This window comes from Neptunomonas japonica JAMM 1380, from assembly GCF_016592555.1.
Taxonomy (GTDB): domain Bacteria; phylum Pseudomonadota; class Gammaproteobacteria; order Pseudomonadales; family Balneatricaceae; genus Neptunomonas; species Neptunomonas japonica_A.
In genome coordinates, this window is the sequence record NZ_AP014546.1 from 1106026 (window position 1) to 1128233 (window position 22208).

Below are 22208 nucleotides of genomic sequence, written 5' to 3' on the forward strand. Positions count from 1 at the left end.
GATTCAGGTCATATCTCTGTGGGTAATGGTGCTAATACCTTCAGACATCAAATGATAGGAAAGATTCTTGAAATGATGGCTGGAATGGCTGTTTCAACCCGTAAAATGCGTTCACCCACATGGAAAGGAGTGAGGCCTGCTTGTTGTAGTTTCTCAACTTCGTAAGGGATGAAGCCGCCTTCAGGACCTATTGCGAGTGTTGTAGGGTCTGTAGTGGGTTCTGGGCAACTAATAGCGTCGTAGGGGTGCGCCACTAGGCCTCTGGTGTTTAGACTAATCGAAGGAAGTTCGTCTTCTACAAAGGGTTTAAAGCGCTTTCTTATATGCACGCAAGGCATTTGTGTATCGCCCGCTTGCTCTAAACCTAATAGCAGCTGTTCTTTAATTGAGTCTTCCGATAGCAAAGGGGTAGACCAGTAGCTTTTATCTACCCTATAACTATTTAATAGGTAGAGCTCTTTGACGCCCATTGTACTGGCGGTTTGTAAAATACGTTTCAACATCTTTGGTCTAGGCAGCGCTAAAAGAAGCGTAAGAGGTAATGCTGCAGGAGGCGGTGTGGATAGGCTAATGTGTAGGGTGACTTGTTGATCATCAATACTAATGACTTTCCCGGTACCTTTATGACCGTTGATTTGCCCTATACGTAATAATGAATTTGGCTGCGCTTTATGGATATCGGCAATATGTTTATGGCGTCTATCACGTAAACAAATATGTTGAGTATTGCAGAAATCACTTTCTGTAAAAAGAATAAGATTCATTAATTATTCGCTTGATTGCATCTTGGGAACATATTCTTCCATTATGACGGTTTTTCTTTTGCTTATCAGCCGTTAGGATAGCTTCTTACTTTGAACCGAGCTCTTTATGGCAACGCCTGATTTACTTAAGGACACTATTCGTCCAACGCTTCTTCGTATGACAGTCCCAATGATGGTCGGGATTGTCAGTTTAATGTTGTTTAACCTTGCCGATATCTATTTTGTGTCCCTTTTGGGTACCGCTCCAATGGCTGCCTTGGCCTTTACTTTTCCTGTGACGTTTTCTGTTGTTAGCTTAGCGATAGGTTTTGGTATAGGGACATCTGCGATCTTAGCTAAATTAATTGGCCAGGGTCAGCAGGAAAAAGCGGCCGAGCTTGCAACTGATAATTTGATGATGACGCTTTTATTGGTGCTATGCATTAGTTTGGTTGTGCAGTTGTTTATGGTGCCTTTGTTCACGTTAATGGGAGCCGCTGAACAACAGCTACCCTATATTTTAGAGTATATGGATATATGGTGGCTAGGCGCCGTTTTTCTTGTAACTAATATGGTTGCAAACAGTGCTCTACGTGCCAGAGGTGATACCAAAACACCTGCATTGGTGATGGCTGGATCGTCCGTTTTGAATATGATACTAGACCCTCTATTGATTTTTGGCTGGGGGCCGGTGCCTGCATTCGGTATTCGGGGAGCGGCTATGGCTAGTGTTATCTCTTGGACATGTGTTTTTGTGATTGTTATATACATTCTTTATCGGCGATATAACTTAATTATACTGATGAAGCCTGTTGCTAGAAGAATTTTTGATCATTGGCTTACTGTGATGAAAATTGGCTTGCCCGCAGCGCTGTCAAACATGATGACTCCGTTGGCTGGTGGGATGCTCACAGCAATGGTTGCGCAACACGGTGCTGAAGCTGTGGCAGCATTTGGTGTGGGTAATAGGCTTGAATCATTATCTTTACTGGTATGTCTTGCTTTATCCATGACGTTGCCGCCTTTTGTTAGTCAGAACTTTGGTGCTGGGCAGATCAAACGTGTAGTTTCTGCTTATAAAGGCGCTATTAAATTTGCTCTGATCTGGCAGTTTTTAGTTTTTATGATGTTATGGGTATTTAAAGATGCCATTGCTGACTTGTTTGCGGCTTCTGATTTAATCAAAGGGCCTTTGATTATGTGGCTTGGTATTGTGCCCCTTGGGTTTGGGATGCAAGCGGTGATTTTTTTGAGTGCATCAACATTAAATGCATTACATCAGCCATTAATAGCTATGCGTATCAGTATATTACGCTTGTTTGTGTTTTTTATACCTATGGCATGGATCGCTAATGAATTATGGGGTTTGCAGGCAATGTTTATGGCATTTGTGCTAGCTAACAGTGCGGCATCGTGGGTTGCATATCGTAGCGTTAGTAAGGTCTTAGCAGTAAAAAGTGCAGTACATCAATGAAGTTGAAGTTAAATCGGATCTATCATTAATCATTAACAATCAGCTACTATCCTAAAGACTATAAACCAAAAGTCATATTATTAAATGGCAGTCTTAGGTCTATGATCGATCTTAAGGCTGCTTAGAAAAATAAAAAAGCAAGTCACATAAAACACAATAAATTGAAAGAAAAGGGATGTGAATATGGGTAAGTTGGTTGCTCTTGTAACAGGTGGTACTGGTGGGCTGGGTGCTTCAATATGCCGAACTCTAGCAGATAATGGGTTTACAGTAGTAGCAGGTTATAACAGTGGTGGTAATCACGAAAAAGCTAAAGCATGGCAAGCAGCACAAAAAGCTGACGGTTATGATATTCATGTAGCTTATGGTGATGTGACTAATACAACTTCTTGTGAAGCGTGTATTGCAACAGTCCAGGAACTAACCGGCGGTACAGTTGATGTACTAGTGAACAACGCAGGTATTACTCGTGATGGCCAGTTCAAGAAAATGAGCTGGGATCAATGGGACGAAGTATTAACAGCAAATTTGGATTCAATGTTCCATATGACTCGTTTGGTAATTAATCCCATGCTTGAAAAAGGCTTCGGACGCGTTATCAATATTTCTTCTGTAAATGCACAGAAAGGTCAATTTGGGCAGTCTAACTACTCTGCTGCTAAAGCCGGTATTCACGGTTTTACAAAGGCTCTAGCTCAAGAGGTTGCTTCTAAAGGTGTGACTGTTAATACGGTTTCTCCGGGTTATGTAATGACGCCGATGGTAGCTAAAATCGCTGTCGAAGTTCAGCAGAAAATTTGCTCTACTATCCCAGTAGGACGCTTTGGTACACCAGAAGAGATTGGTCGTATGGTAACCTTCTTGGCTGAAGAGCAGTCTGGGTATATTACGGGTGCTGATATGTCTATAAACGGTGGTCTTCATATGTCTTAACGACATCATCGTAGAATAAAAAACCCGCTATATGGCGGGTTTTTTTTATTAGAGTCTAATTAAATACAGTATTTATTAAATCTTGGAATCGTTCATTAAGTGACTCATTCGCTTTACGAAAAGGTATTCCCAGAGATTCAAATTCTAACTTCTTAATGTCTATTAAATTAACCGCTTGCTGCTGTTGCTCTAATGCTTTTTGCAGTCGTTGCATTTGATACTCCATCCGCAACGCTTGGTCATAACTCGGAGATGGCAGGTTAAGTGCTATTTCAAGGCGTATGCATATTTCACGTAATTCTTTATCGGCATTGCTTAATAAAGGTTCTAGTTCACTTTCTCCTGAGGCTATTGACTCGATCAAGCTGCGGCGGTTGCGAATTTTCTCATGTAAGTCGGTATTTTTCTGAAGGTGCCAATGCTCAAAAAAATCTTGTTTTGATTCAGTTGCTGAATTATCAAGTAAGTGCGTTTCAAGCAGGTCACACAAGGCAGAGTGTTCTTGGAGTTGGTGATTATCAGTATGCTCTGCAAAGCGTTGGAGCGCGTTTGTTTGCTGTTCAACATAATTTGCAGCCTTGTTGAACCTTTCGATATCTTTGGCCGTAAGGCTTTCTTTAAATGCTTCAACGAGCTGACGAGCTGCGGTGATACTTTCTATTTTCTGTGCCGTATGCAATGGAGCATCTTCAAAGCCTGCAAGTTCATCTGTCACTTGGTTTAGTGTTACTTTGGCTGCGTATGCTGCTTCACGTGAAGGTGTCTGGTCATGAAGGCGCTGGAAGATAATGTCACAGTGAACTCTAAATGCTTTCCAGAGCTTGCGTTCCTGGCTGTGGAAGGTGGGCCCGCACTCTTTCCAGTTCTTTTGTAATTTTTTGGCCTGCTCTGCAGCATCGACAATATCATCTGCTGTTGTTAGGGCTTGTGCATCAGCAATGAGTTTCTCTTTAGCCGCCATTGAGTCTTCTTTAAGGGCCTGAAAATGGTTTTCTGCATCAAGCAATAATTTATTAAATTTAGTTTGTAAGGCTTGTCCAGGGTTTCTATCAACAGGAGTAAAGCGTCTCCATTCTTGTTTGGCTGCCTGAATGATCTGTTCAACCGCACGCCAGTCACCCGCTTGCCAGTCTATCTGTTGAAGGTAAGCGGCGACTTCTTGATAGATGAGTTCTTTTTGCTGCAAGTTGTAGCGACGAGACTCGTTTTGTGAAGAAAAATATACTTCACAAGGCTCATACGCTTTATCGGAAGCGGTTTTAAAGCGCTTCCAAATAGCTTGAGAGTGAAATGGATCAGTAGCGTCAAGTAGCTTCCACTGTTGCTGAAGTTGTTTTATTTTCTTGGCTTTTTCTTGGGGAAGGATCTCTGCATTAATAAGGCCCTCCATATCTGCGCAAAGTTGTTCTTTTTTCGGGGTTACCGCATAGCCCTGCCAGTCTTTAAGTTCTTCAATACGAGTATTTAACCCTTTATATTGCTGCTCGAAATTATCTTTGGCAGTGCCTTTGATTTGCGATAATAACTCGATTGTCTTACGTGATTCTTTCTCAGCCGTTTTAACTTCACCTTTTTCAATAAGACGTTCTAATTGAGCCAGTTGTAGGCGTAGCTTTTCTGTTATCTTCAGTGATTTTTGGGTAAGCAGCTGTTTTTCGCTGGTAAGCTTGGTTATTGCGCTATCAAGTTGTTGTAATACATCCGGGCGCTCTAGATTTTTGGGCCATGCCGTTTGTTCCAGAATGCTGTTCGCTTGTTTTAGTTGTTCTTGGACTGTTTTTTTCTTGAAACTGTTTTGTTCGCATGAGGATAAAAACTCGCTGACAGCGTTTAGCTTACTATCAGCGGATAAGGCGTGTGAGTGGATTTTACTGAGTGCTTGAGTAAGCTGGTTGTAAGTTTTCAGTTGATTGGCAGATGCTGTGTTACTAATGCTTGCCCACTGATGTTGGAAGCTTTCCTGTGCTTTTGTTAGTGCAGCAATTTCATCTTGTTGCGAATAGGACGTTGCTTCTGCGCATGTAGTAAAGTCTTGGAGTTGCTGCAATATTGTGTCAGCTTTCTCGCGGGCAAGCTTCATATTGAGTAGCTCTTGAGCTTTTTCCGCTTCTTGCGCAGCGATGGTTTGTATTCGCTTCTGGCATGTGTCGTAAGCATCAGAGAATGGCTGTTGAAATTCTTGTGTTACTGAGGGTGAAAAGTTATTCCATTCCTGACTTAATGCTTCAAATTTTGCAGGGTAAAGAGGAAACCATTCGCCTTTAGAAAGGCTTGTAACTTGCTCAAAAATGCTCATAGCACGATCACGTAAAGCCTGTTGCTGCTTTGTGTGCTCGCGTAGTTCATTGCATTTGTCGCGCATGATGCGGTAAATGGCTTTATCATTTTGCTTTGTTGCTTTTAGCAACTGTTCAAGCAATGCAGGGGTTGAAATCCGTTCGGCGGCGATTTTACGAGTGTGGACAGGAGAGGAAGAGGTAGCAACTTCTACCAGTAAACTCTGATCTTTAATGTTGTTAATCAGAGTAGCGTGTAATTCTTGGGATGGCGTTTGGCTTATAATTCGCCACATGACTGTTGTTTCAAGTTTGCTTGATAACTGTTCGAATAGTGCGTGTGGATTACTGTCATTACTCAGTTCATGAGCTAAACGTGTTTCTATTGCTGAAGAGTTTGCATCAGGGTCTTTCAAAAGTTGGATGAGATTGTTGATGCTCATAATTTGAGCTATCGCTGCTTGCCTGACGTTAACGTCAGGGTCTCGAATCGCTAGTCCCGATAAAATAAGGTATTGATCATTAGATTCGTCACTTAAACTTTTAACGGCGTTCAAACGAATGACTGGGTTGGTATGTTGCCATTTTGGCTTAAAAAAATTCGATAACATGAACGGTTTCTTGTATTAGCAAAACTGGATGATGGTTATCCAGATGAATGAAGGAAGCTTATTCTAAGGGCATGAAGCGATCAGTAAAAGCCTTGACGAGTAAGTTTAATCAGGGAAGTTTATAAACACCTGATTAAACTGTTTTGCAGATGTTGTTTTTCATCAAGCTGCGGGTCTGACTTCAACCTCGCCATCTAGATAGAACCATTGGCCGTTTTTCGCGTAGAAGTTTGAGCGTTCGTGTAAAACACATTGCTCTTCTTCAGTTTCAAATGCTGCTTCAAACTCGATTATGCCTTGTGAGTCTTCTTTATGGCCGGCCTCTTTGTCGAGTATTGTTAGGCCTGTCCATGTCGTAAACTGAATTTGCTCGGCGATAATTGCTCGGTCTATTAACTCACGCTTTTCCGGAGCAGTAGTCTCTATAAGATAATCAATGGCGCCTAGTGCAAAAGCGGTATAACGACTACGCATCAGCTGCTCGGCAGTCGGTGCTAGTTTTTGACCTTCAATATAGGGCTCGCAACAAAATGCAAATGGCTTTCCTGATCCACATGGGCAACGATGTTCAGTTGTTTGACTGGTCAGCATATGTAATCCTCCCTATCATACTTGGTACTATTTGCCTGTTATTATAGCCTGCTTACTTAGCATTTATCACGGATATTTGAAAACAATGACTGCGGAACGTACTTTTTTTTGGCACGATTATGAAACCTTTGGTATCGATCCTAAAAGAGATCGCCCAGTGCAATTTGCTGGTATTCGTACAGATGAAAACCTGAATATCATTGATGAACCTATTATGTTGTACTGCAAGCCTGCTGATGATGTTTTACCACATCCGCAGGCTTGTTTAATAACAGGAATTACACCTCAAAAAGCGATTCAAGAGGGCTTATGTGAAGCGGAGTTTATTTCCCAAATCCATGCTGAGTTTGCTAAGCCAGGTACTTGTGGTGTGGGTTACAACAGTATTCGCTTTGATGATGAAGTAACGCGTTATACCTTGTATCGAAATTTTTTCGATCCCTATGCACGAGAATGGCAAAATGCTTGTTCACGGTGGGATATTATCGATATGTTGCGATTAACGCGTGCCTTACGTCCTGAAGGCATTGTTTGGCCGGAGCATGATGATGGTACGCCTAGCTTACGACTTGAAGATCTGACCAAGGCAAATGGTATTGATCATGGACATGCGCATGATGCGCTTTCGGATGTTTATGCCACGATTGCGATGGCGAAATTGATTAAAGAGAAGCAGCCAAAGCTATACGAATTTGTATTATCTAATAAAGGTAAAGCTTCCGCTCAGCGCATGCTAGATACACTTTCCATGAAGCCGGTGCTGCATGTTTCATCAAGGTACTCAGCATCATTGGGTAACTTAGCGATAGTCGCTCCAATAGTGCAGCATCCCGTCAATAAAAATAGCACGTTAGTGTGGGATTTACGGGTGGACCCTACACCGTTGCTGACCTTATCAGTGGAAGATATTCGTCACTATATGTATCTGCCTAGTCACGAACGTACAGAAAGTGATCCAGCTATTGCTTTAAAGCAGGTGCATGCTAACAAGTGTCCGATTTTAGCTCCGGCAGGTATGTTGAATAAAGATGAGGCTGCTCGATTTGGTATTAATGGTGGTGAATGCCGAGCTCATTTGGCTATTTTAAGAAATTATCCTGAATTAAAGTCAAAGTTGGCCGATGTAATAAGTGAAGATAGTTTTGAGTCGGATGGTGATCCCGATCATATGTTGTATGCGGGTGGTTTCTTTAATGATACCGATAAGAAAATGATGCAGCAGGTGAGGGAAAGCGACCCTAATGCACTAGCTGAGTTAGAGCTTGCATTTCAAGACCCGCGATTAGAAGAGATGCTGTTTCGCTACCGAGCCCGTAATTATCCGTGGACACTTAATGAGGAGCAGCAATCGCAATGGGAGCAATACCGTAGTGATAAGTTGCTAGTAACAGATAAGCGAAGGTTACTAACCATGAAAGAATTTTACGAGCACCTGAATAGCTTATATCAAGATCAAAATCTTGCTGCTGCGCAACGTGAGATTCTTGAAGAGTTAGCAATTTACGCTGAATCTATTTATCCAATGGATATGACGTGGTGAAACAGCGCTGGCTACTCGGTTTGGCTTTGTTGGCTCAAGCCTCGCAAGCACAAGACCTTATTGTTTCAGAGAGTAGCCTCATTGCCTATGAAGTCGTTACACCTCGTGGTTATGCTGAAGGTGTGGACAATGGCAAAACTGCTTATTATAGGAAAAAGCGTGGCGTATTCGACACTGAGCCTATGTATGAAGTTGCTTACATTAATAAGCCTTCTGATCTGCCTCCGCCGACGGTAATTGCCCCTGCGCCATTGCCGCTGGTCAGGGAGTATAGGGCAGGAAAAGTGCTTTCAAAGTCGGATCTTAAAGGCGAAGATGCCGTGTTTCAGCGCATCTACGATGATAAAAAGGCAGAAAAATGCTTATGGGAACCCGAATCTTGCGAACTGGCTAAAGGCGCTCAGCAACGCCGTCAGTTCATGGTCCCCAAACCCTAGACAAGTCAAAAAGCAACTCGTTACTAAATCAGCTCCCTTCATATAACTTTTTACGCTATAAATAACCCGTCTTTACATTAATCCCTCATTTAGCACTATCGGATGTGAGGTTTAACTTAGCCCCAGCTCCCGTGTTTTGTAGTACAAGCTGTCGAGCTAGTAGCTTGTCATAAATGTTAACTAAATCACGATTAGTCAACTGATTAATTGCTTTGGTTAGCTTCTCTTGAGTATCAAATTTTGTATTGTTTTGATCGATTTCTTGCCAGAAACGGTTACTTAGCTCTTGAAGCTGCCGTTCTTGAGCGTTAATTCTCGCTACGACACTGCTTTTAAACTGTGCTATTTGTTGCTTTGGTATTGTCTTTAATTGGCTTCTGAAACTATTCAAAAAATTGCGTATGCTTCCTAAAATTACTTTAGGAGGAGATGTGGGAGATTGAACAATAAAGGCTATTCCAGGGACTTTTCTAAGTGGCATGGGTGTCGCAAATACGATGTATCCAAGTTGTTGCTCAGTGCGCAGCTGTGTATAAAAAGGAGCTGATAAAATTTCACTTAATAGAGCGGTTGCTGCCCGCGTTTGAGTGGATAGATTATCACCTTGAAGATACAGAATAGTCGCGGAGTCGTTGTGTTCAATATCTAATGTTTTTGTTAATACGCTACTTTCTTCTAAACGAAGTATGTCTATTTGTGGTGCTACCTGAGCAGTTTGTATCGGTTGTAGCTCTTGAAGTAGAGCGTTTGTGAGTTTTTTAGCTTGAGACGCTGTTAAGTTTCCGTGGGATAGTATCCGCACTTCTATTGATTTAAATAACTCGTCTACAAGAGACGAAAGTTGCTCTAATGAATAATTGCTGGCTGTTTTCTGTAATTCGCTCAGGCTAGCGTTATGCATCAATACTTCATAGCTGACACGGAAAAGCTGATTGTAGGGCTTGTCTTTATCTGAATTCTTAAGTTGCTCTTGGTAGGCTTGTAGTACTCGTTTGAAGCGCGCTTGAGACAACTCGGGTTTTCTAAGCGTTTTAGCTATTAGCTTACTTAGCACTTCAATTTTATCATCAAAGCCTGAGATGCGTACGCTAATGCCACGCTGGTGGGCGTAAATACGCGCGCTTAATCCGGCGGTTCCTGCGTCATAAAGAGATTTGTTTAACTCGTCGCTAACCATATCTGTATATAGGTTGAGCCCCGTTGTTACCTCTGCACCATTTCTGGCAAGTGGTGTTAACAATGTAAAGTATAGATCAGCTTTTGGGACTTTAAATGTCGTATCTTGGTGTTGCCATAAGGTTACTCCGGGCTTGCCTGTATCTAATTGTATAGGCTTTAGCTGGTTATCAGTCCCAGGCTGTAGATTAGTGTTTTCGGCAATAAAAGGGTTAGCGTTGCGAATATGTAGACTGTTAATCAATTCTGCTTGTTGCCAGTACTTGATGCGGTTAGCACTAATCTTATTAATACTATATTCGCTATCATAGTAAGCTTCAGTAAAATTTGTTTCTAGGTTTCTGGCCTTAACAGATAACACCATGTTGTCTGGGCGGATAGCTTGAGTAAACTGATTGATGGCACTAAGGTCATATTGCTCAAGCAAATAAGGTGCGTTCAACCAGTTTTTTTGCGGAAAGTCCTGCATGCTTTGAGTTAATTGAGTGACGTAATGTATTGGCTCTTGCTCCGCTAAAAAGCGAAACTGTTGAGCATTGAGTAGCTTTTCTTCGTTATAGATTGCTTGGCTAATACCTTCTTTTTTAATGCTCTGAATAAATGAGAAGAATAAACTAACTATATTGTCTGTATGCTTAAGGCCTTCTGGCGTTAAGCTTATTTGAATATGAAAGCTCGACTCAGATGCGAAACTTTGTCCCGGAGAAGCGCCGAGTCCGGTTGCCCAGCCTTTTTCTTTAAGCAAAGCTAAAAGACTTCCTTCGCCTTCGTAACCAATTAGGCTGCTTAGCAGGTAAAGGGGTTTGCTTTTCCAAAAGGGTAAGTTAGCTTGAGTGGGGAAACTTAAACTTAGAGACTGAGTATCTTTAAGGGTCTTGATGGCTAATTCAAGAGGGAGGTCTTCAGGCTTAAACTGAGGCTCATCGATTATGAAAGTCTGAGCTTTAGTATTCTTTATGGTTGAGAAATATTGCTGAGCAATTGACTCAAGCTGATTTAATGGTTGTTTGCCTATAATGACCAGATTCATTTGGTTTGCAGAGTAATATTGTTGATAAAATTTGATTAAATCGCTTCGCAGGCTTCCCTCTTTATCGTTAGATAGCGTATCAAGGTTACCGACAGCAAAACGGCTCGCAGGATGAGCGGGGTTCATGGATTGTTGGGTAGCCGCGTAAGTTCTGCGTCCATCGTCTCTTCTTTTAGCGCTGTATTCAGAGTGAACGGCGTGTCTTTCTCGGTCTGTGTACTCTTCTGAAAAAAGCGGCGCAATAAAGAATTGAGAGAAGCGGTCAAGAGCAGGTTCAAGGTCGTCAGCGTTGATGTCGAAAAAGTAGTTGGTATTTTTTAATGCAGTAAAAGCATTATGTGAGCCGCCATGAGACTGGATGAATGCTTGGTATTCGCCTGCTTCTGGATACTTATCAGTGCCCAGAAATAACATGTGTTCAAGAAAGTGAGCTAACCCCGCACGGTTTTTAGGATTGGCTGCAGAGCCTATGTTTACATTAAGCGACGCAGCAGCCTTGTCTGTATCGGGGTCTGAGACTAGCAATACACTTAGACCGTTCTCTAACGTGATGGACTGATAATCACGCGTATCATTCTGGCTTTTGGCGATATCAGAGGCGTAGGAATAAGACGCTGCGCAAAAAACAACAACTAATGAAGTCACTAGCTTTCCTAGTGAAAAATGCTCTGTGCGCATTAAACAGCCCTCAAAACTCAGAATTAAATCAAATAGCTACCCCAGATTGGGGTAATCAGCCAATAGACATTAACTTATCTGGCTGGTTCCGTGAATCAGCATAGCCATATTTATCAACAGTCGATACAATCGGCTGGTGAGTGTGCATGATAGCTTTGTTTTAGTGAAATAAGGGATGTTCTGATGAATCGTGAAAAAGTGATTTTTGCTTTCTTTATCGTATTGGCATTGACGCTGAATTTCGGCTTTTTTCTCGGTGAAATAGATAAAGAAATTCATCATAACGTTTTTGAGTTATTCGCGGCGTTGGTTGTTAGTATGATCTGTACGGTGCTGAAATTTGGAGACCGAACTCATCTAGGTGCTTTAATGTTGGCTACGAGCTTAGTGGCCGATTTACAATTAGTGATCGCGGCTATTCTATGGGGCTTTGCCGAGCAAATTAGTGGTGGTATGACTGGCTCTATGATGTCGAGTGTCGTATCCCTGTCTGGTGGTGCGCTTTTGGCTAACATTATCTCTGTGATACTTCTCGTGGTTGAGACGATTGTTGTTCGTCGCTAAATCATGAATAACGTCTTTTATCTGCTTTTACGGCGACTTCGTGTCCCTTTTATTACGATGATCGTGGTTTATTCGATCTCTATTCTTGGCTTTGTGCTGATACCTGGCCAAGATGATGCTGGGAATGTATGGCGAATGGATTTTTTCCATGCCGTTTACTTTGTCTCTTTTATGGGAACAACTATCGGTTTTGGTGAAATTCCTTTTGCGTTTACTGATGCACAAAGGATGTGGACTTTGCTGATGATCTACGCAACTGTCGTTGCATGGTTATATGGTATTGGGTCTATGTTAGCACTCCTTCAAGAGCCTGTTTTTGGTCGCTTGTTACGGCGTCGCTCTTTTACTGGCGAAGTGGCCGGCTTTGCAGAGCCTTTTTATTTGATATGTGGATATGGTGTAACAGGCCGCCTCATTGTCCATAAATTAGCTAATAGAGACATCAGAGCGGTGGTCATAGATATAAGTCAAGACCGTATTGATGATTTAGAAATGGATACCTTGCCTATTCGTGTCCCGGGTTTATGTGCAGATGCGGCATTACCCGATGTGCTGGATGATGCGGGGTTACAGCACCCGCATTGTATAGGTGTACTAGCACTAACGGATGATGATAATTCTAACTTGGCTGTTTCTATTGCAAGCAAGTTGTTAATGCCTAACCGGATGGTGATAAGCCGTACAGAAGCAGAAGTTACCACTGCAAACTTACTCTCCTTTGGTACAAATCAGGTCGTTGATCCTTTTGAGGCTTATGCCGGGTATTTGTCCATGGCCATACACACGCCTTATAAGCATCTAGTGTATGACTGGCTAGTAAACCCTTACCATCGACCGCTTTCTAGTGTTTATCAGCAAAAGCAGGGGCGTTGGATTATTTGCGGCTTTGGTCGTTTTGGGCGAGCACTTTATAAAGCTTTTAAAGCGGACAATGTTTTTATTACGGTTATTGATTCCAAAGAGCAGAATGTCAATCAGACAGAGCAACAGATTTGGGGTATTGGGACCGAAGCTCGAACGCTTGAAGAGGCCAATATCTCTGATGCAGTGGGCATTGTTGCAGGCACTGATAATGATGCGGACAACCTTTCTATTATTATGACGGCGAGGGGCATTAAACCCAAATTGGTAACTGTTGTTAGGCAGAACCTCGATGCAAATCGCTTAGTTTTTCGTCACTCGGGTGCTGATTTTGTGATGGAGCCTGGGCGGATCATCGCTAACCAAATTATGGCACAAATTAAGACGCCACTTTTGCCTGCATTTATTGAAGCATTAAAGGAATATGATGATGTCTGGGCTCATACACTGTTAAATCGTATGAGTAGTGTTGTTGGAGAAGATGAATTAGAGAGTTGGGCTTTTGTTCTCGGAGAGGAAGAAACGCCAGCCATTAAAATGGCGTTGGAAGAGGGAACGATCATTAAAATGAAAGTCTTCCTTAAGGATCCTCGTGACCACAGTCAGATGCTGCCAGGTTTTCCTTTAATGTTGCGTAGAGACGACGACATTAAAATTTTACCTGGTGAGCTCACTGAATTGCAGATGGGAGATGAAATTCTTTTCTGTGGTTTGAGTAAAGCTTTTACCCAGGTTGAGTGGACTGTTAATAACTACAACGTATTGCAATATATTCTGACAGGTAAAGATGCAAACAACACGCTTTTGTCCCGCTGGTTTAATGCCGATCAATAAAGGATTGTAATGGCTTATCTTTTACTCACACTAACAACACTTTTCTGGGCCGGTAACTTTGTTCTTGGGCGTGCGATGAGCGATGTGTTGCCTCCGGTTGTAATGGCCGAGATGCGCTGGGGACTGGCGTTATTGCTTATATTGCCATTTCTAATACCTAAGCTAAAAGCGCATTGGCGAGTCATCTTGAAGCATTGGAAATTGCTATTACTATTCGGCATCCTGAGTGTTGGCAGCTTCAATACGTTGATATATATTGGATTAACGACGACAGGCGCAACCAATGCCACCTTGTTGCAGTCAGCTATCCCTATTTTGATTCTGATTATTACGGGGTGCTTTCTTAAAGAGGCTGTGAGTGCCCGGCAATGGGTAGGGGTTGTGTGCTCTCTAGTTGGCGTGCTTACGTTGATCTCATTAGGAAATCTAAACCAGTTACTTAGTTTGGACATTAATAAAGGTGATCTTTGGATACTCGCTGCAGTACTTTGTTGGTCGAGCTATTCAATATTGTTACGCTGGCGCCCTGCCGAGTTAGATGGTTTCACTTTTTTTGGCACAACCGTTGTCATTGGTGTTTTTGTGTTATTGCCTTTTGCATTATTTGAGTTTAGTGAGGTGCCAAGTTTTGAGCTAAAGCCTGAAGCGCTAGGCTCAGTTTTATATATGGCTATCTTTCCGTCCATCCTAGCTCATTTGTTTTGGAATCGGGGTGTGGCGGAATTGGGTGCAGCTAAAGCGGGCTTATTTATTCATCTTATGCCATTATTTGGCATGTTGCTTTCAACAGTTTTTTTTGGGAGAAGAGATTCACACTTACCATCTGACTGGTATGATATTGATATTCATTGGAATTTACCTTGCAGTAGTTTCTAATGTAATGAAACGGATTCCGAAACAAAATTGAGGTAGTTGATGCGAAATGTTCTTTTAGCAGTTTTTATGATGTTTTTTACACTGAGTATTGTTGCGCCAGAGGCGCAAGCAAAACGATTAGGTGGGGGCTTTAGCCTCGGAAAGTCATTTTCATCACCTAAGAAAGTTAGCCCATCACCTACTCAGCAAAAAGCGCCTGCGCAAAATGCGTCAGGTAGTAGCGCTAAAAAATCAGGGTTTGGTGGAATGGGCGGTATGCTAGGTGGGCTTTTAGCGGGTGGCCTTCTCGCTTCTTTGTTCATGGGTGGCGCGTTTGATGGTATTCAAATGATGGATATCTTGATGATTGCAGCCTTTGCATTTATTGCTTTTAAACTGTTTGCCATGATGCGAAAGACCCAAGTGACACCTAGCTATGCTGGCGCACAGCATCGTTCAATGGAGCCTGCACAGGAGCCTTCAGAAACGCATCACTTTACACCGATGTCTGCCGCTAATACGCAGTTATCTGAACCAGATTTGGTATTGCCAAAATGGTTTAATAAAGTAACTTTTCTTGATGGCGCACGCGAACACTTTACTCACTTGCAGTCCTCTTGGGATAAACAAGACTGGGATGATATAGCGACATATACATCAGAAGAGTTGTTTGAGCAGCTTAAACAAGAGCGTTCAAAATACCCTGCAGAGCAGCACACTGAAGTTGTTTCAGTGATGTCTGAATTGATTAACTTTATTGATAATCAAGACCATGTGGTTGCTAGTATTAACTTTTATGGATGGCTTAAAGAGTCTGGCGACCAGCAAACGAGCGAGTTTAATGAGATTTGGCACCTGACACGAAACATGGCTGAAGAAAATGCTTCATGGCATATTGTTGGGATTGAGCAACCTTAAGCAATTGTTGCTTAAATTATATAGATGAAAATGGCGTCCTAGGACGCCATTTTTTAAGCTTTAAAATCTATTCTTCATGATCTCGAATAAATACCCATGCATCGCCTTCGGACATCGGTTCTGCAAAGCGGTAGCCTTCATAATCAAAGTTTTTTAAGCCGTTTGGTTCGTTGATTTGGTTTTCAAGAATATAACGTGCCATAAGACCACGGGCTTTCTTCGCGTAAAAACTGATGATTTTATATTGTCCTGATTTCCAATCTTTAAATACCGGTGTCACTATTCGAGCATTGAGTGCTTTGGGCTTGATTGCTTTAAAGTACTCGTTAGATGCTAGGTTGATGATTGTTGGATGATCATCTTGGCTTAGCTCTTCATTCAGTGATTCAGTCAACTGAAGGTCCCAGAACTGGTAGAGGTTAGTACCGCGCGGTGTTGCTAATTTGGTACCCATTTCTAAACGGTACGGATACATAAGGTCTAGTGGTCGTAATACACCGTAGAGACCAGATAGTATGCGTAAATGCTGTTGGGCGTAGCTTAGCTGATCTTCAGATAATGTGGCAGCATCTAATCCTGTGTATACATCGCCTTTAAAAGCCAATACAGCTTGTTTTGCGTTTTCGCTGGTAAGCTTAGTTGGCCAAGAGTTATAGCGTGCAACATTTAAGCTAGCGAGTTTGTCACTGAGCTTCATCAATTCAGCGACGCCTTGCACAGATAAAGTGTCTAAAACATTGATTAGCTCGGCAGAGTTTGACAAAAAACGAGGCTGCGTATATTGCTCGATATGCGGCGGTGTTTCGTAATCTAGCGTTTTTGCAGGTGAGATAACTGTCAGCATAGTATTCCGTTGTTACTTTAAGTGGTTAGCCAATAAGAAGAGTATGACACTAATTTCTTAAGTGTTACCTATAAATAGATTCTCTTTTTACCATTCATTGATGATGCTGGGAAGTTATTGAATAAAGTTCATTTGATAGGTGAGATAAGTTAGCTAAGGGCGAATAACCGCTTGAATTTGTGTATTATTAATCTGATTTTTCTCTGTTTTGTCTTAGGGTTTATTTGTAATGTCGAAAAAGACTGTACTCACCGGAATTACAACAACCGGTACGCCGCATATTGGTAACTATCTTGGTGCTATTAAGCCAGCCATACAGGCGAGTGAAGACGCTCGCTACAATAGCTTTTTCTTTTTGGCAGATTATCATGCATTGATTAAATGTCATGATCCAGCACGTGTTGCACGCTCATCTCAAGAGATTGCAGCGACGTGGCTAGCATTAGGCTTAGATACTGATAAAGCGACATTCTACCGTCAAACAGATATTCCTGAGATTACAGAGTTAACCTGGTTGCTAACCTGTATGACATCAAAAGGGTTGATGAATCGCTCTCATGCTTATAAAGCATCAGTAGATGCTAACCGAGAGGCAGGTAAAGATGATTTAGACGACGGTGTGACGATGGGATTATTTGGCTATCCGATATTGATGGCTGCAGATATCCTTATGTTTAACGCAGATATTATTCCGGTAGGGAAAGATCAAATTCAGCATATTGAAATGGCACGAGATATCGCTGGGCGTTTTAATCATACATATGAGTCTTTATTTACCTTACCTAATGCTCAAGTAGATGAGTCATCGCAGTTAATTCCTGGGCTTGATGGCCGTAAGATGTCAAAAAGCTACGATAATACTATTCCCCTTTTCTGTTCTACCGATGAGCTACGTAAGTTGATCAGCCTGATAGTCACAGATACGCGTGGCCCTGGTGAACCCAAAGACCCTGAAGGTAGTACTTTATTCCAGCTTTATAGCAGTTTTGCTTCGCCAGAGCAGGTAGCAGATATGCATCATAAATACCTTGAAGGTATTGCTTGGAGTGAAGCCAAATCCGAACTGTTCGAATGTCTAAATAATCAATTGAGTGAGCCGCGAGCGCGTTATAATGAGTTGATGAATGATCTTGGAACAGTTGAGGATGTGCTGCAAAAAGGAGGACTTAAGGCACGCGAAAAATCCGCACCCTTTATGGATAAAGTGCGTATAGCTGCAGGTATTCGTCCTTTAACTTATGTACCAGCACAACCGCAAGCAGACACTCCTGTTAAAAAAGAGAAAAGTGCAGAGGAGCTTGCACGTGTTGAGCAAGGGCGTCGTAGGGCTATTATCATGCAACTTAAACCGCTGTTTGAGAGAGTATCTGCGGCTGATGATAAAGTTGATATGGCTAAACAGGTTTTGGCTGAGAAGTCAGATGAAGTTGAGCAATTAAAGAAAAAGCAAAAGCAAAAAGCACAAAATGAATTAGACGTTTTAGCTGAAGAGTTAGCTCAATACTTGTGATATTGAGTGCGGATTGGAAGTTATGTCAGTAAGTTATGAGTTGGGGGTGTGAGCATGTACCAAACGCTAATAAGTGTTGAAGAATTACAGCACAATAGTTCATCCCAAGGTTGGGTTGTCGTTGATTGTCGTTCTGATCTGGCCGACCCTTCTAAAGGTTATCAGCTGTATCGAGAAGGCCACATTCCCCATGCTCAGTTCATGGATCTTGAAGAAGATTTATCTTCACCTATCGATAGTGCTTCAGGTCGACACCCGTTACCGGGTTTACAGAAATTTAAAGAAAAGCTCGGAAAAGTAGGTATCTCTACTAGATCGCAAGTTGTGGTTTATGATGATTGCGGTGGAGCGATGGCTTCGCGCCTTTGGTGGCTGTTACGTTGCTTAGGTCACGAAGCTGTTGCCGTATTAGATGGTGGCTTTCCTGTGTGGAAGCAACAGGCAGGGGATATTTCAACAAATGTATTCTTGCCTGTAAAAGAGGTTTATCAAGAGGCTGATGTGAATACTATCTTGCTTGATGACTGGAAAAACCTAGCAATGCCTGTGATTAGCAGCGAGAAACTATTACGCTCTTTGGTGCATGTTCAGTTGGTTGATGCAAGAGCAACCCCGCGATTTAACGGGGAGGTTGAGCCGATCGATCCTATTGCTGGGCATGTTCCGGGAGCACTGAACCGACCTTTTGCAGATAATATGACGGCTGCTGGCATTTTTAAACCCGCTGACCAATTAGCCCAAGAGTGGTCTTCGCTTGTTAACGTTGATAAACCAGTGATACATATGTGTGGTTCGGGTGTGACTGCTTGCCATAATATATTGGCGATGGCGCATGCTGGCATGGTTAACTCAGTACTATATGCGGGGTCATGGAGTGAATGGATTCGTGACAGTCAGAGGCCGGTTAGTTGCTTGTAATGTGCTTATTAAAAAAGACTATGAACTCATTTGATTTTAGTCATTGGTATAGATACCCCGTTAATCGTTATGATCAAGGTATATTATTAAGGAGATAAAATATGCCAGCCAATTATCAATCGGGCACTGTAGCTGATGCGACGAGTGATGCATTATTCATTACTCTTAATGTGAAGCCGGGTTATGAGCACCAACTTAGCCAAGCGCTTAAGCAGACGCAAAAGATCATCGTTACGTCTCAGCAGAAATTTTCTGGGCAGTCTCTGCATGCAGTTATTGCGATTGGTAGTGAGTATTGGGACAGGCTGAGCTTTTCTGAAGGAAATTCCTCGAGGCCGGCACTATTAACCTCTTTTCCGCAGCTGCATGGCGCTGCAAATATGCCGTCTACACCGGCTGATTTATTATTGCACTTGCGATCTAATCGGCGTGATATTACGTTTCAACTAGCACGTGAGTTGCTAGCTGAGTTGTCTGATACTGTTGAAATAGTAGAAGAAGTTTCTTGTTTTCGTTACCTCGATGCTCGTGATCTTACAGGCTTTGTTGATGGCACTGAAAACCCTCAAGGTGATCATAAAAAAGAGGTGGCTTTGGTGGGTGAAGAAGATGCATTTTTTGCGCAAGGCTCCTATATACATCTACAGCGTTACGTACATGACTTGAACCATTGGGAAAGACTGTCGCTTAAGGAACAGGAAGATACTTATGGACGGACGAAACTAGATAATATTGAGTATCCGTCTGCAGAAAAGTCATTAACTGCACATACAAAACGGGCCTCTTTAAAAGATAGCGAAGGCAACTCCCTTGAAATACTGCGCCATAGTATGCCTTATGGAAGCGTATCTGAGGCAGGATTGCTGTTTGCTAGCTATTGTCGGACGCCCGAAAATTTCACATTGATGCTTAAAAGTATGGTAGAAGGTGATGCACATGGCCATACAGACCATTTGATGCAATTCACTTCGGCGGTTACTGGGCAATCTTTTTTTGCTCCGTCTTTAGATTGGTTCAGTAAGTTAAAGTAAGCCGCTACAACTCATTAACCGGTGGTTATCTACATAGTTAGTTCATATTAGATTTAATTGATTACCTGTGGGTCAATAAGCCAATAATTTAACTTCTTATCAGCCTAACCATTTATGGTTTTTACATGTTTTCTAAAGAGCGTCTATACTCAAGTAGCAGTCATTTTAAAATAGCGTAAAAACTATATTTTTGTGTTGCTTTGCTCACTCTATTTTAGTCGGAAAAATTTATGCCAAGAATTTGTAATTACAGGACGTTTATCTTGGCAGGAGCGTTGCTTTTTAATAGCAGTGTCGAGGCTTCAGGTGACTTAACAATTGATGACTTGAAAGCTTTACCAATTGATGAACTCTCTTCGCTCGAAGTGGGTATCGCTTCAAAAATTCCTTCTCGCATTAATGAAACTCCTGCAGCTGTTTTCGTACTTACCGCTGAGAGTATTCGACGCTCTGGGGTTAGAAGCGTACCTGAGGCTTTGCGAATGGTGCCTGGGTTAAATGTGGGTTCTGTTAATGGTAGTGCTTGGGCAGTTAACTCTCGTGGTTTTAATGAGACATTTGCTAATAAGTTTTTAGTTTTACTGGATGGCCGAAGCCTATATAACAATACTTTCGGTGGTGTGTATTGGGATATGCAAGATGTCCGTATGGAGGATGTTGAGCGTATAGAAGTCATTCGAGGACCTGGCTCCGCTGTATGGGGAGCTAATGCGATGAATGGTGTTATTAACATAATCACGCGCTCCTCATATGCAACACAAGGTGGAGAATTTGTCAGTTTAGTAGGTAATCAGCATAAGGAAATTGGCTTTCGTTATGGTGGTGAAATAAACGAAAGAAGCAGCTATCGGTTGAGCTTGAAAGCACTCATCAATAATGAAAACTCACCAACTCCATATTCTGGCTTTAACAGTCAAGGTGCTGTCGCCAATGATGATGGAAAACATGCCCGTTTGTCTTTTCGAACGGATACCGATTTTGGTGAAGGCGAGTCGCTTTTAGTTGATGTAGGGTTATTTAGTGGTGACTCCGATCAACGGCTTTTTGCATCAGAGAAAGTAGCATCTGCTCCTGATTTTAATACAGTAGTAGCTCCGGCAATTAATAGTCTGATTACAAATGGAGCCTCTCAAGAGCAAATTTTTGCAGCACTGGCGTTTCCTGAGTTTGGTTTATGTACTTTTTGTATGATGGATATTAGGGATAAGCAAAAATATAAAGGAGGCCATATACTTTCGCGTTGGAAGCGGGTGAGTGATGACCGTTGGCAAACGGTACAAGCCTATCTGGATTATACGCAGCGCGAGGATTACCAGCTTGACCAGCAGGCGATTGCTTTAGATTTAGACTATGAGAGCGGATGGCAAAATTTAAACGGTAAATTTGCATGGGGAGTTGGGCTAAGAAGTGTTGCCGATGACTTGAAAGCAAATTTGTCTCCGACGTCGGTACTCTCCTTTGGCCCCGCATCTCAGCGTAATAACGTACTCAATGCTTTTATTCAAAGTGAAGTAGATTTATTGCCTGATGTTAAGTTGTTAACGGGAGTTGGTTACGAATACTCTTCTGTATCGGGAAGTCAAATACAGCCAACTATAAGGGGAATTTGGTCTGTCAGCCCTGAAACCCAGTTTTGGAGCTCGGTATCTTACTCTTCTCGTGTTCCATCAAGGGCAGAGACCTCAAATGTAAGTGCAAAAAATGCTTATGAGTTTACAGGTAACCCTGATCATGATGCTGAGAAACTGACTTCATGGGAGCTTGGCTTGCGCTATACACCAAGCAGCACTTTATCGTTTGATATGACGGCTTTCCGTTATTGGTATAGTGATCTGACAACGATTAAGATCGAACGACCATTCAACCCCTTCATTAGTACCAGTGATGTGGGTGTGTTAAGCATTGGTAATGAGGCTGATGCTGATGCCTATGGTGCTGAGTTATCAGCTAGGTGGTTAGTCCAGCCGGGCTGGGATATGCAGGCTTCTTATAGTTGGTTACAACAATCACTTGATCGTTTGCCTTCGTTAACAGAGCCTTTGCTGAGTACAAGTAAAGCACCTGTACACCAGTTTTCACTGCGCTCAAGCTGGGATTTGACATCAAACGTTGAGCTAGATTTGGGCGTGTATTATGTGTCCGCTCTATTTCCTACGGGGTCCGACTTTCTGGTTTTTGGTGATTATGGTGTAGATGAGTATGTAAGAACTGATCTTCGTGTGGGATGGCAAATATCACCTGAGGCAGAGCTGAGTATTATTGGTCAAAACTTGCTGAATAAAACGCATCAAGAATTTAATTCATCTCCGCTAAATGTGGGTGGTTACCCAGAGAACACTGAAATCAACCGTAGTATTTCTGCTAAATTGACGGTTAGGTTTTGA

The 22208-nt window shown here is 42.2% G+C and carries 17 protein-coding genes; 12 read left to right on the forward strand and 5 right to left on the reverse strand.

Features of this window, described 5'->3' with window-relative positions; genetic code table 11:
* Positions 1–47 precede the first annotated feature (47 nt).
* The gene (locus tag NEJAP_RS05030) at positions 48–764 is read right to left on the reverse strand and encodes a 16S rRNA (uracil(1498)-N(3))-methyltransferase (RefSeq protein WP_201349585.1); all 717 of its coding nucleotides are present in this window, start codon (positions 762–764) and stop codon (positions 48–50) included.
* 106 nt (positions 765–870) lie between these two features.
* Between NEJAP_RS05030 and NEJAP_RS05035 the strand changes: the two genes are divergently transcribed.
* Both NEJAP_RS05035 and phbB read left to right on the forward strand, forming a co-directional pair.
* Positions 871–2217, forward strand: a complete 1347-nt coding sequence (locus NEJAP_RS05035) for an MATE family efflux transporter (protein WP_236591070.1) — start codon at positions 871–873, stop codon at positions 2215–2217.
* A 183-nt stretch (positions 2218–2400) separates the two neighbouring features.
* Positions 2401–3150, forward strand: coding sequence for an acetoacetyl-CoA reductase (gene phbB, locus NEJAP_RS05040; protein ID WP_201349586.1), 750 nt, complete (start codon positions 2401–2403; stop codon positions 3148–3150).
* Between the two features lie 55 nt (positions 3151–3205).
* Here phbB and NEJAP_RS05045 read toward each other — a convergent pair whose 3' ends face one another.
* Both NEJAP_RS05045 and NEJAP_RS05050 read right to left on the reverse strand, forming a co-directional pair.
* Positions 3206–6037, reverse strand: coding sequence for a DUF349 domain-containing protein (locus NEJAP_RS05045; RefSeq protein ID WP_201349587.1), 2832 nt, complete (start codon positions 6035–6037; stop codon positions 3206–3208).
* 162 nt (positions 6038–6199) lie between these two features.
* Positions 6200–6628: a YchJ family protein gene (locus NEJAP_RS05050; RefSeq protein WP_201349588.1), complete on the reverse strand. Its 429-nt coding sequence runs from the start codon at positions 6626–6628 to the stop codon at positions 6200–6202.
* An 85-nt stretch (positions 6629–6713) separates the two neighbouring features.
* On the opposite strand from NEJAP_RS05050, the gene sbcB reads away from it, so the two are divergent.
* Both sbcB and NEJAP_RS05060 read left to right on the forward strand, forming a co-directional pair.
* Positions 6714–8168, forward strand: a complete 1455-nt coding sequence (sbcB, locus tag NEJAP_RS05055) for an exodeoxyribonuclease I (RefSeq protein ID WP_201349589.1) — start codon at positions 6714–6716, stop codon at positions 8166–8168.
* Positions 8165–8605, forward strand: coding sequence for a hypothetical protein (locus NEJAP_RS05060; RefSeq protein WP_201349590.1), 441 nt, complete (start codon positions 8165–8167; stop codon positions 8603–8605). Before sbcB ends, NEJAP_RS05060 begins: the two co-directional genes overlap by 4 nt.
* An 85-nt stretch (positions 8606–8690) precedes the next feature.
* On the opposite strand, the gene NEJAP_RS05065 is transcribed toward NEJAP_RS05060, so the two are convergent.
* Positions 8691–11489 (reverse strand): insulinase family protein, encoded by a 2799-nt coding sequence (locus tag NEJAP_RS05065; RefSeq protein ID WP_201349591.1) that lies wholly within the window; start codon positions 11487–11489, stop codon positions 8691–8693.
* Between the two features lie 183 nt (positions 11490–11672).
* Between NEJAP_RS05065 and NEJAP_RS05070 the strand changes: the two genes are divergently transcribed.
* Genes NEJAP_RS05070 through NEJAP_RS05085 form a run of 4 tightly spaced genes read left to right on the forward strand, consistent with a single transcriptional unit; the run spans position 11673 to position 15521 of the window.
* Positions 11673–12053 (forward strand): DUF6394 family protein, encoded by a 381-nt coding sequence (locus tag NEJAP_RS05070; RefSeq protein WP_201349592.1) that lies wholly within the window; start codon positions 11673–11675, stop codon positions 12051–12053.
* Between the two features lie 3 nt (positions 12054–12056).
* Positions 12057–13748 carry a potassium channel family protein gene (locus NEJAP_RS05075; protein ID WP_201349593.1) on the forward strand — a complete coding sequence of 564 codons (1692 nt, stop codon included), beginning with the start codon at positions 12057–12059 and terminating at the stop codon, positions 13746–13748.
* A gap of 9 nt (positions 13749–13757) precedes the next feature.
* Positions 13758–14624: a DMT family transporter gene (locus NEJAP_RS05080; protein WP_236591071.1), complete on the forward strand. Its 867-nt coding sequence runs from the start codon at positions 13758–13760 to the stop codon at positions 14622–14624.
* 39 nt (positions 14625–14663) lie between these two features.
* Positions 14664–15521, forward strand: a complete 858-nt coding sequence (locus tag NEJAP_RS05085; protein ID WP_201349594.1) for a Tim44 domain-containing protein — start codon at positions 14664–14666, stop codon at positions 15519–15521.
* A gap of 67 nt (positions 15522–15588) precedes the next feature.
* Here the strand turns inward: NEJAP_RS05085 and yaaA are convergent, their stop codons facing one another.
* The gene (yaaA, locus tag NEJAP_RS05090) at positions 15589–16365 is read right to left on the reverse strand and encodes a peroxide stress protein YaaA (RefSeq protein WP_201349595.1); all 777 of its coding nucleotides are present in this window, start codon (positions 16363–16365) and stop codon (positions 15589–15591) included.
* Between the two features lie 229 nt (positions 16366–16594).
* Between yaaA and trpS the strand changes: the two genes are divergently transcribed.
* The 4 genes from trpS (at position 16595) to NEJAP_RS05110 (ending at position 22208) form a co-directional block, all read left to right on the forward strand.
* Positions 16595–17875: a tryptophan--tRNA ligase gene (trpS, locus tag NEJAP_RS05095; protein ID WP_201349596.1), complete on the forward strand. Its 1281-nt coding sequence runs from the start codon at positions 16595–16597 to the stop codon at positions 17873–17875.
* 54 nt (positions 17876–17929) lie between these two features.
* Positions 17930–18793 (forward strand): sulfurtransferase, encoded by an 864-nt coding sequence (locus NEJAP_RS05100; RefSeq protein ID WP_201349597.1) that lies wholly within the window; start codon positions 17930–17932, stop codon positions 18791–18793.
* A 101-nt stretch (positions 18794–18894) separates the two neighbouring features.
* Positions 18895–19824: a Dyp-type peroxidase gene (locus tag NEJAP_RS05105; RefSeq protein WP_201349598.1), complete on the forward strand. Its 930-nt coding sequence runs from the start codon at positions 18895–18897 to the stop codon at positions 19822–19824.
* A gap of 230 nt (positions 19825–20054) precedes the next feature.
* Positions 20055–22208 (forward strand): TonB-dependent receptor plug domain-containing protein, encoded by a 2154-nt coding sequence (locus tag NEJAP_RS05110; protein WP_201349599.1) that lies wholly within the window; start codon positions 20055–20057, stop codon positions 22206–22208.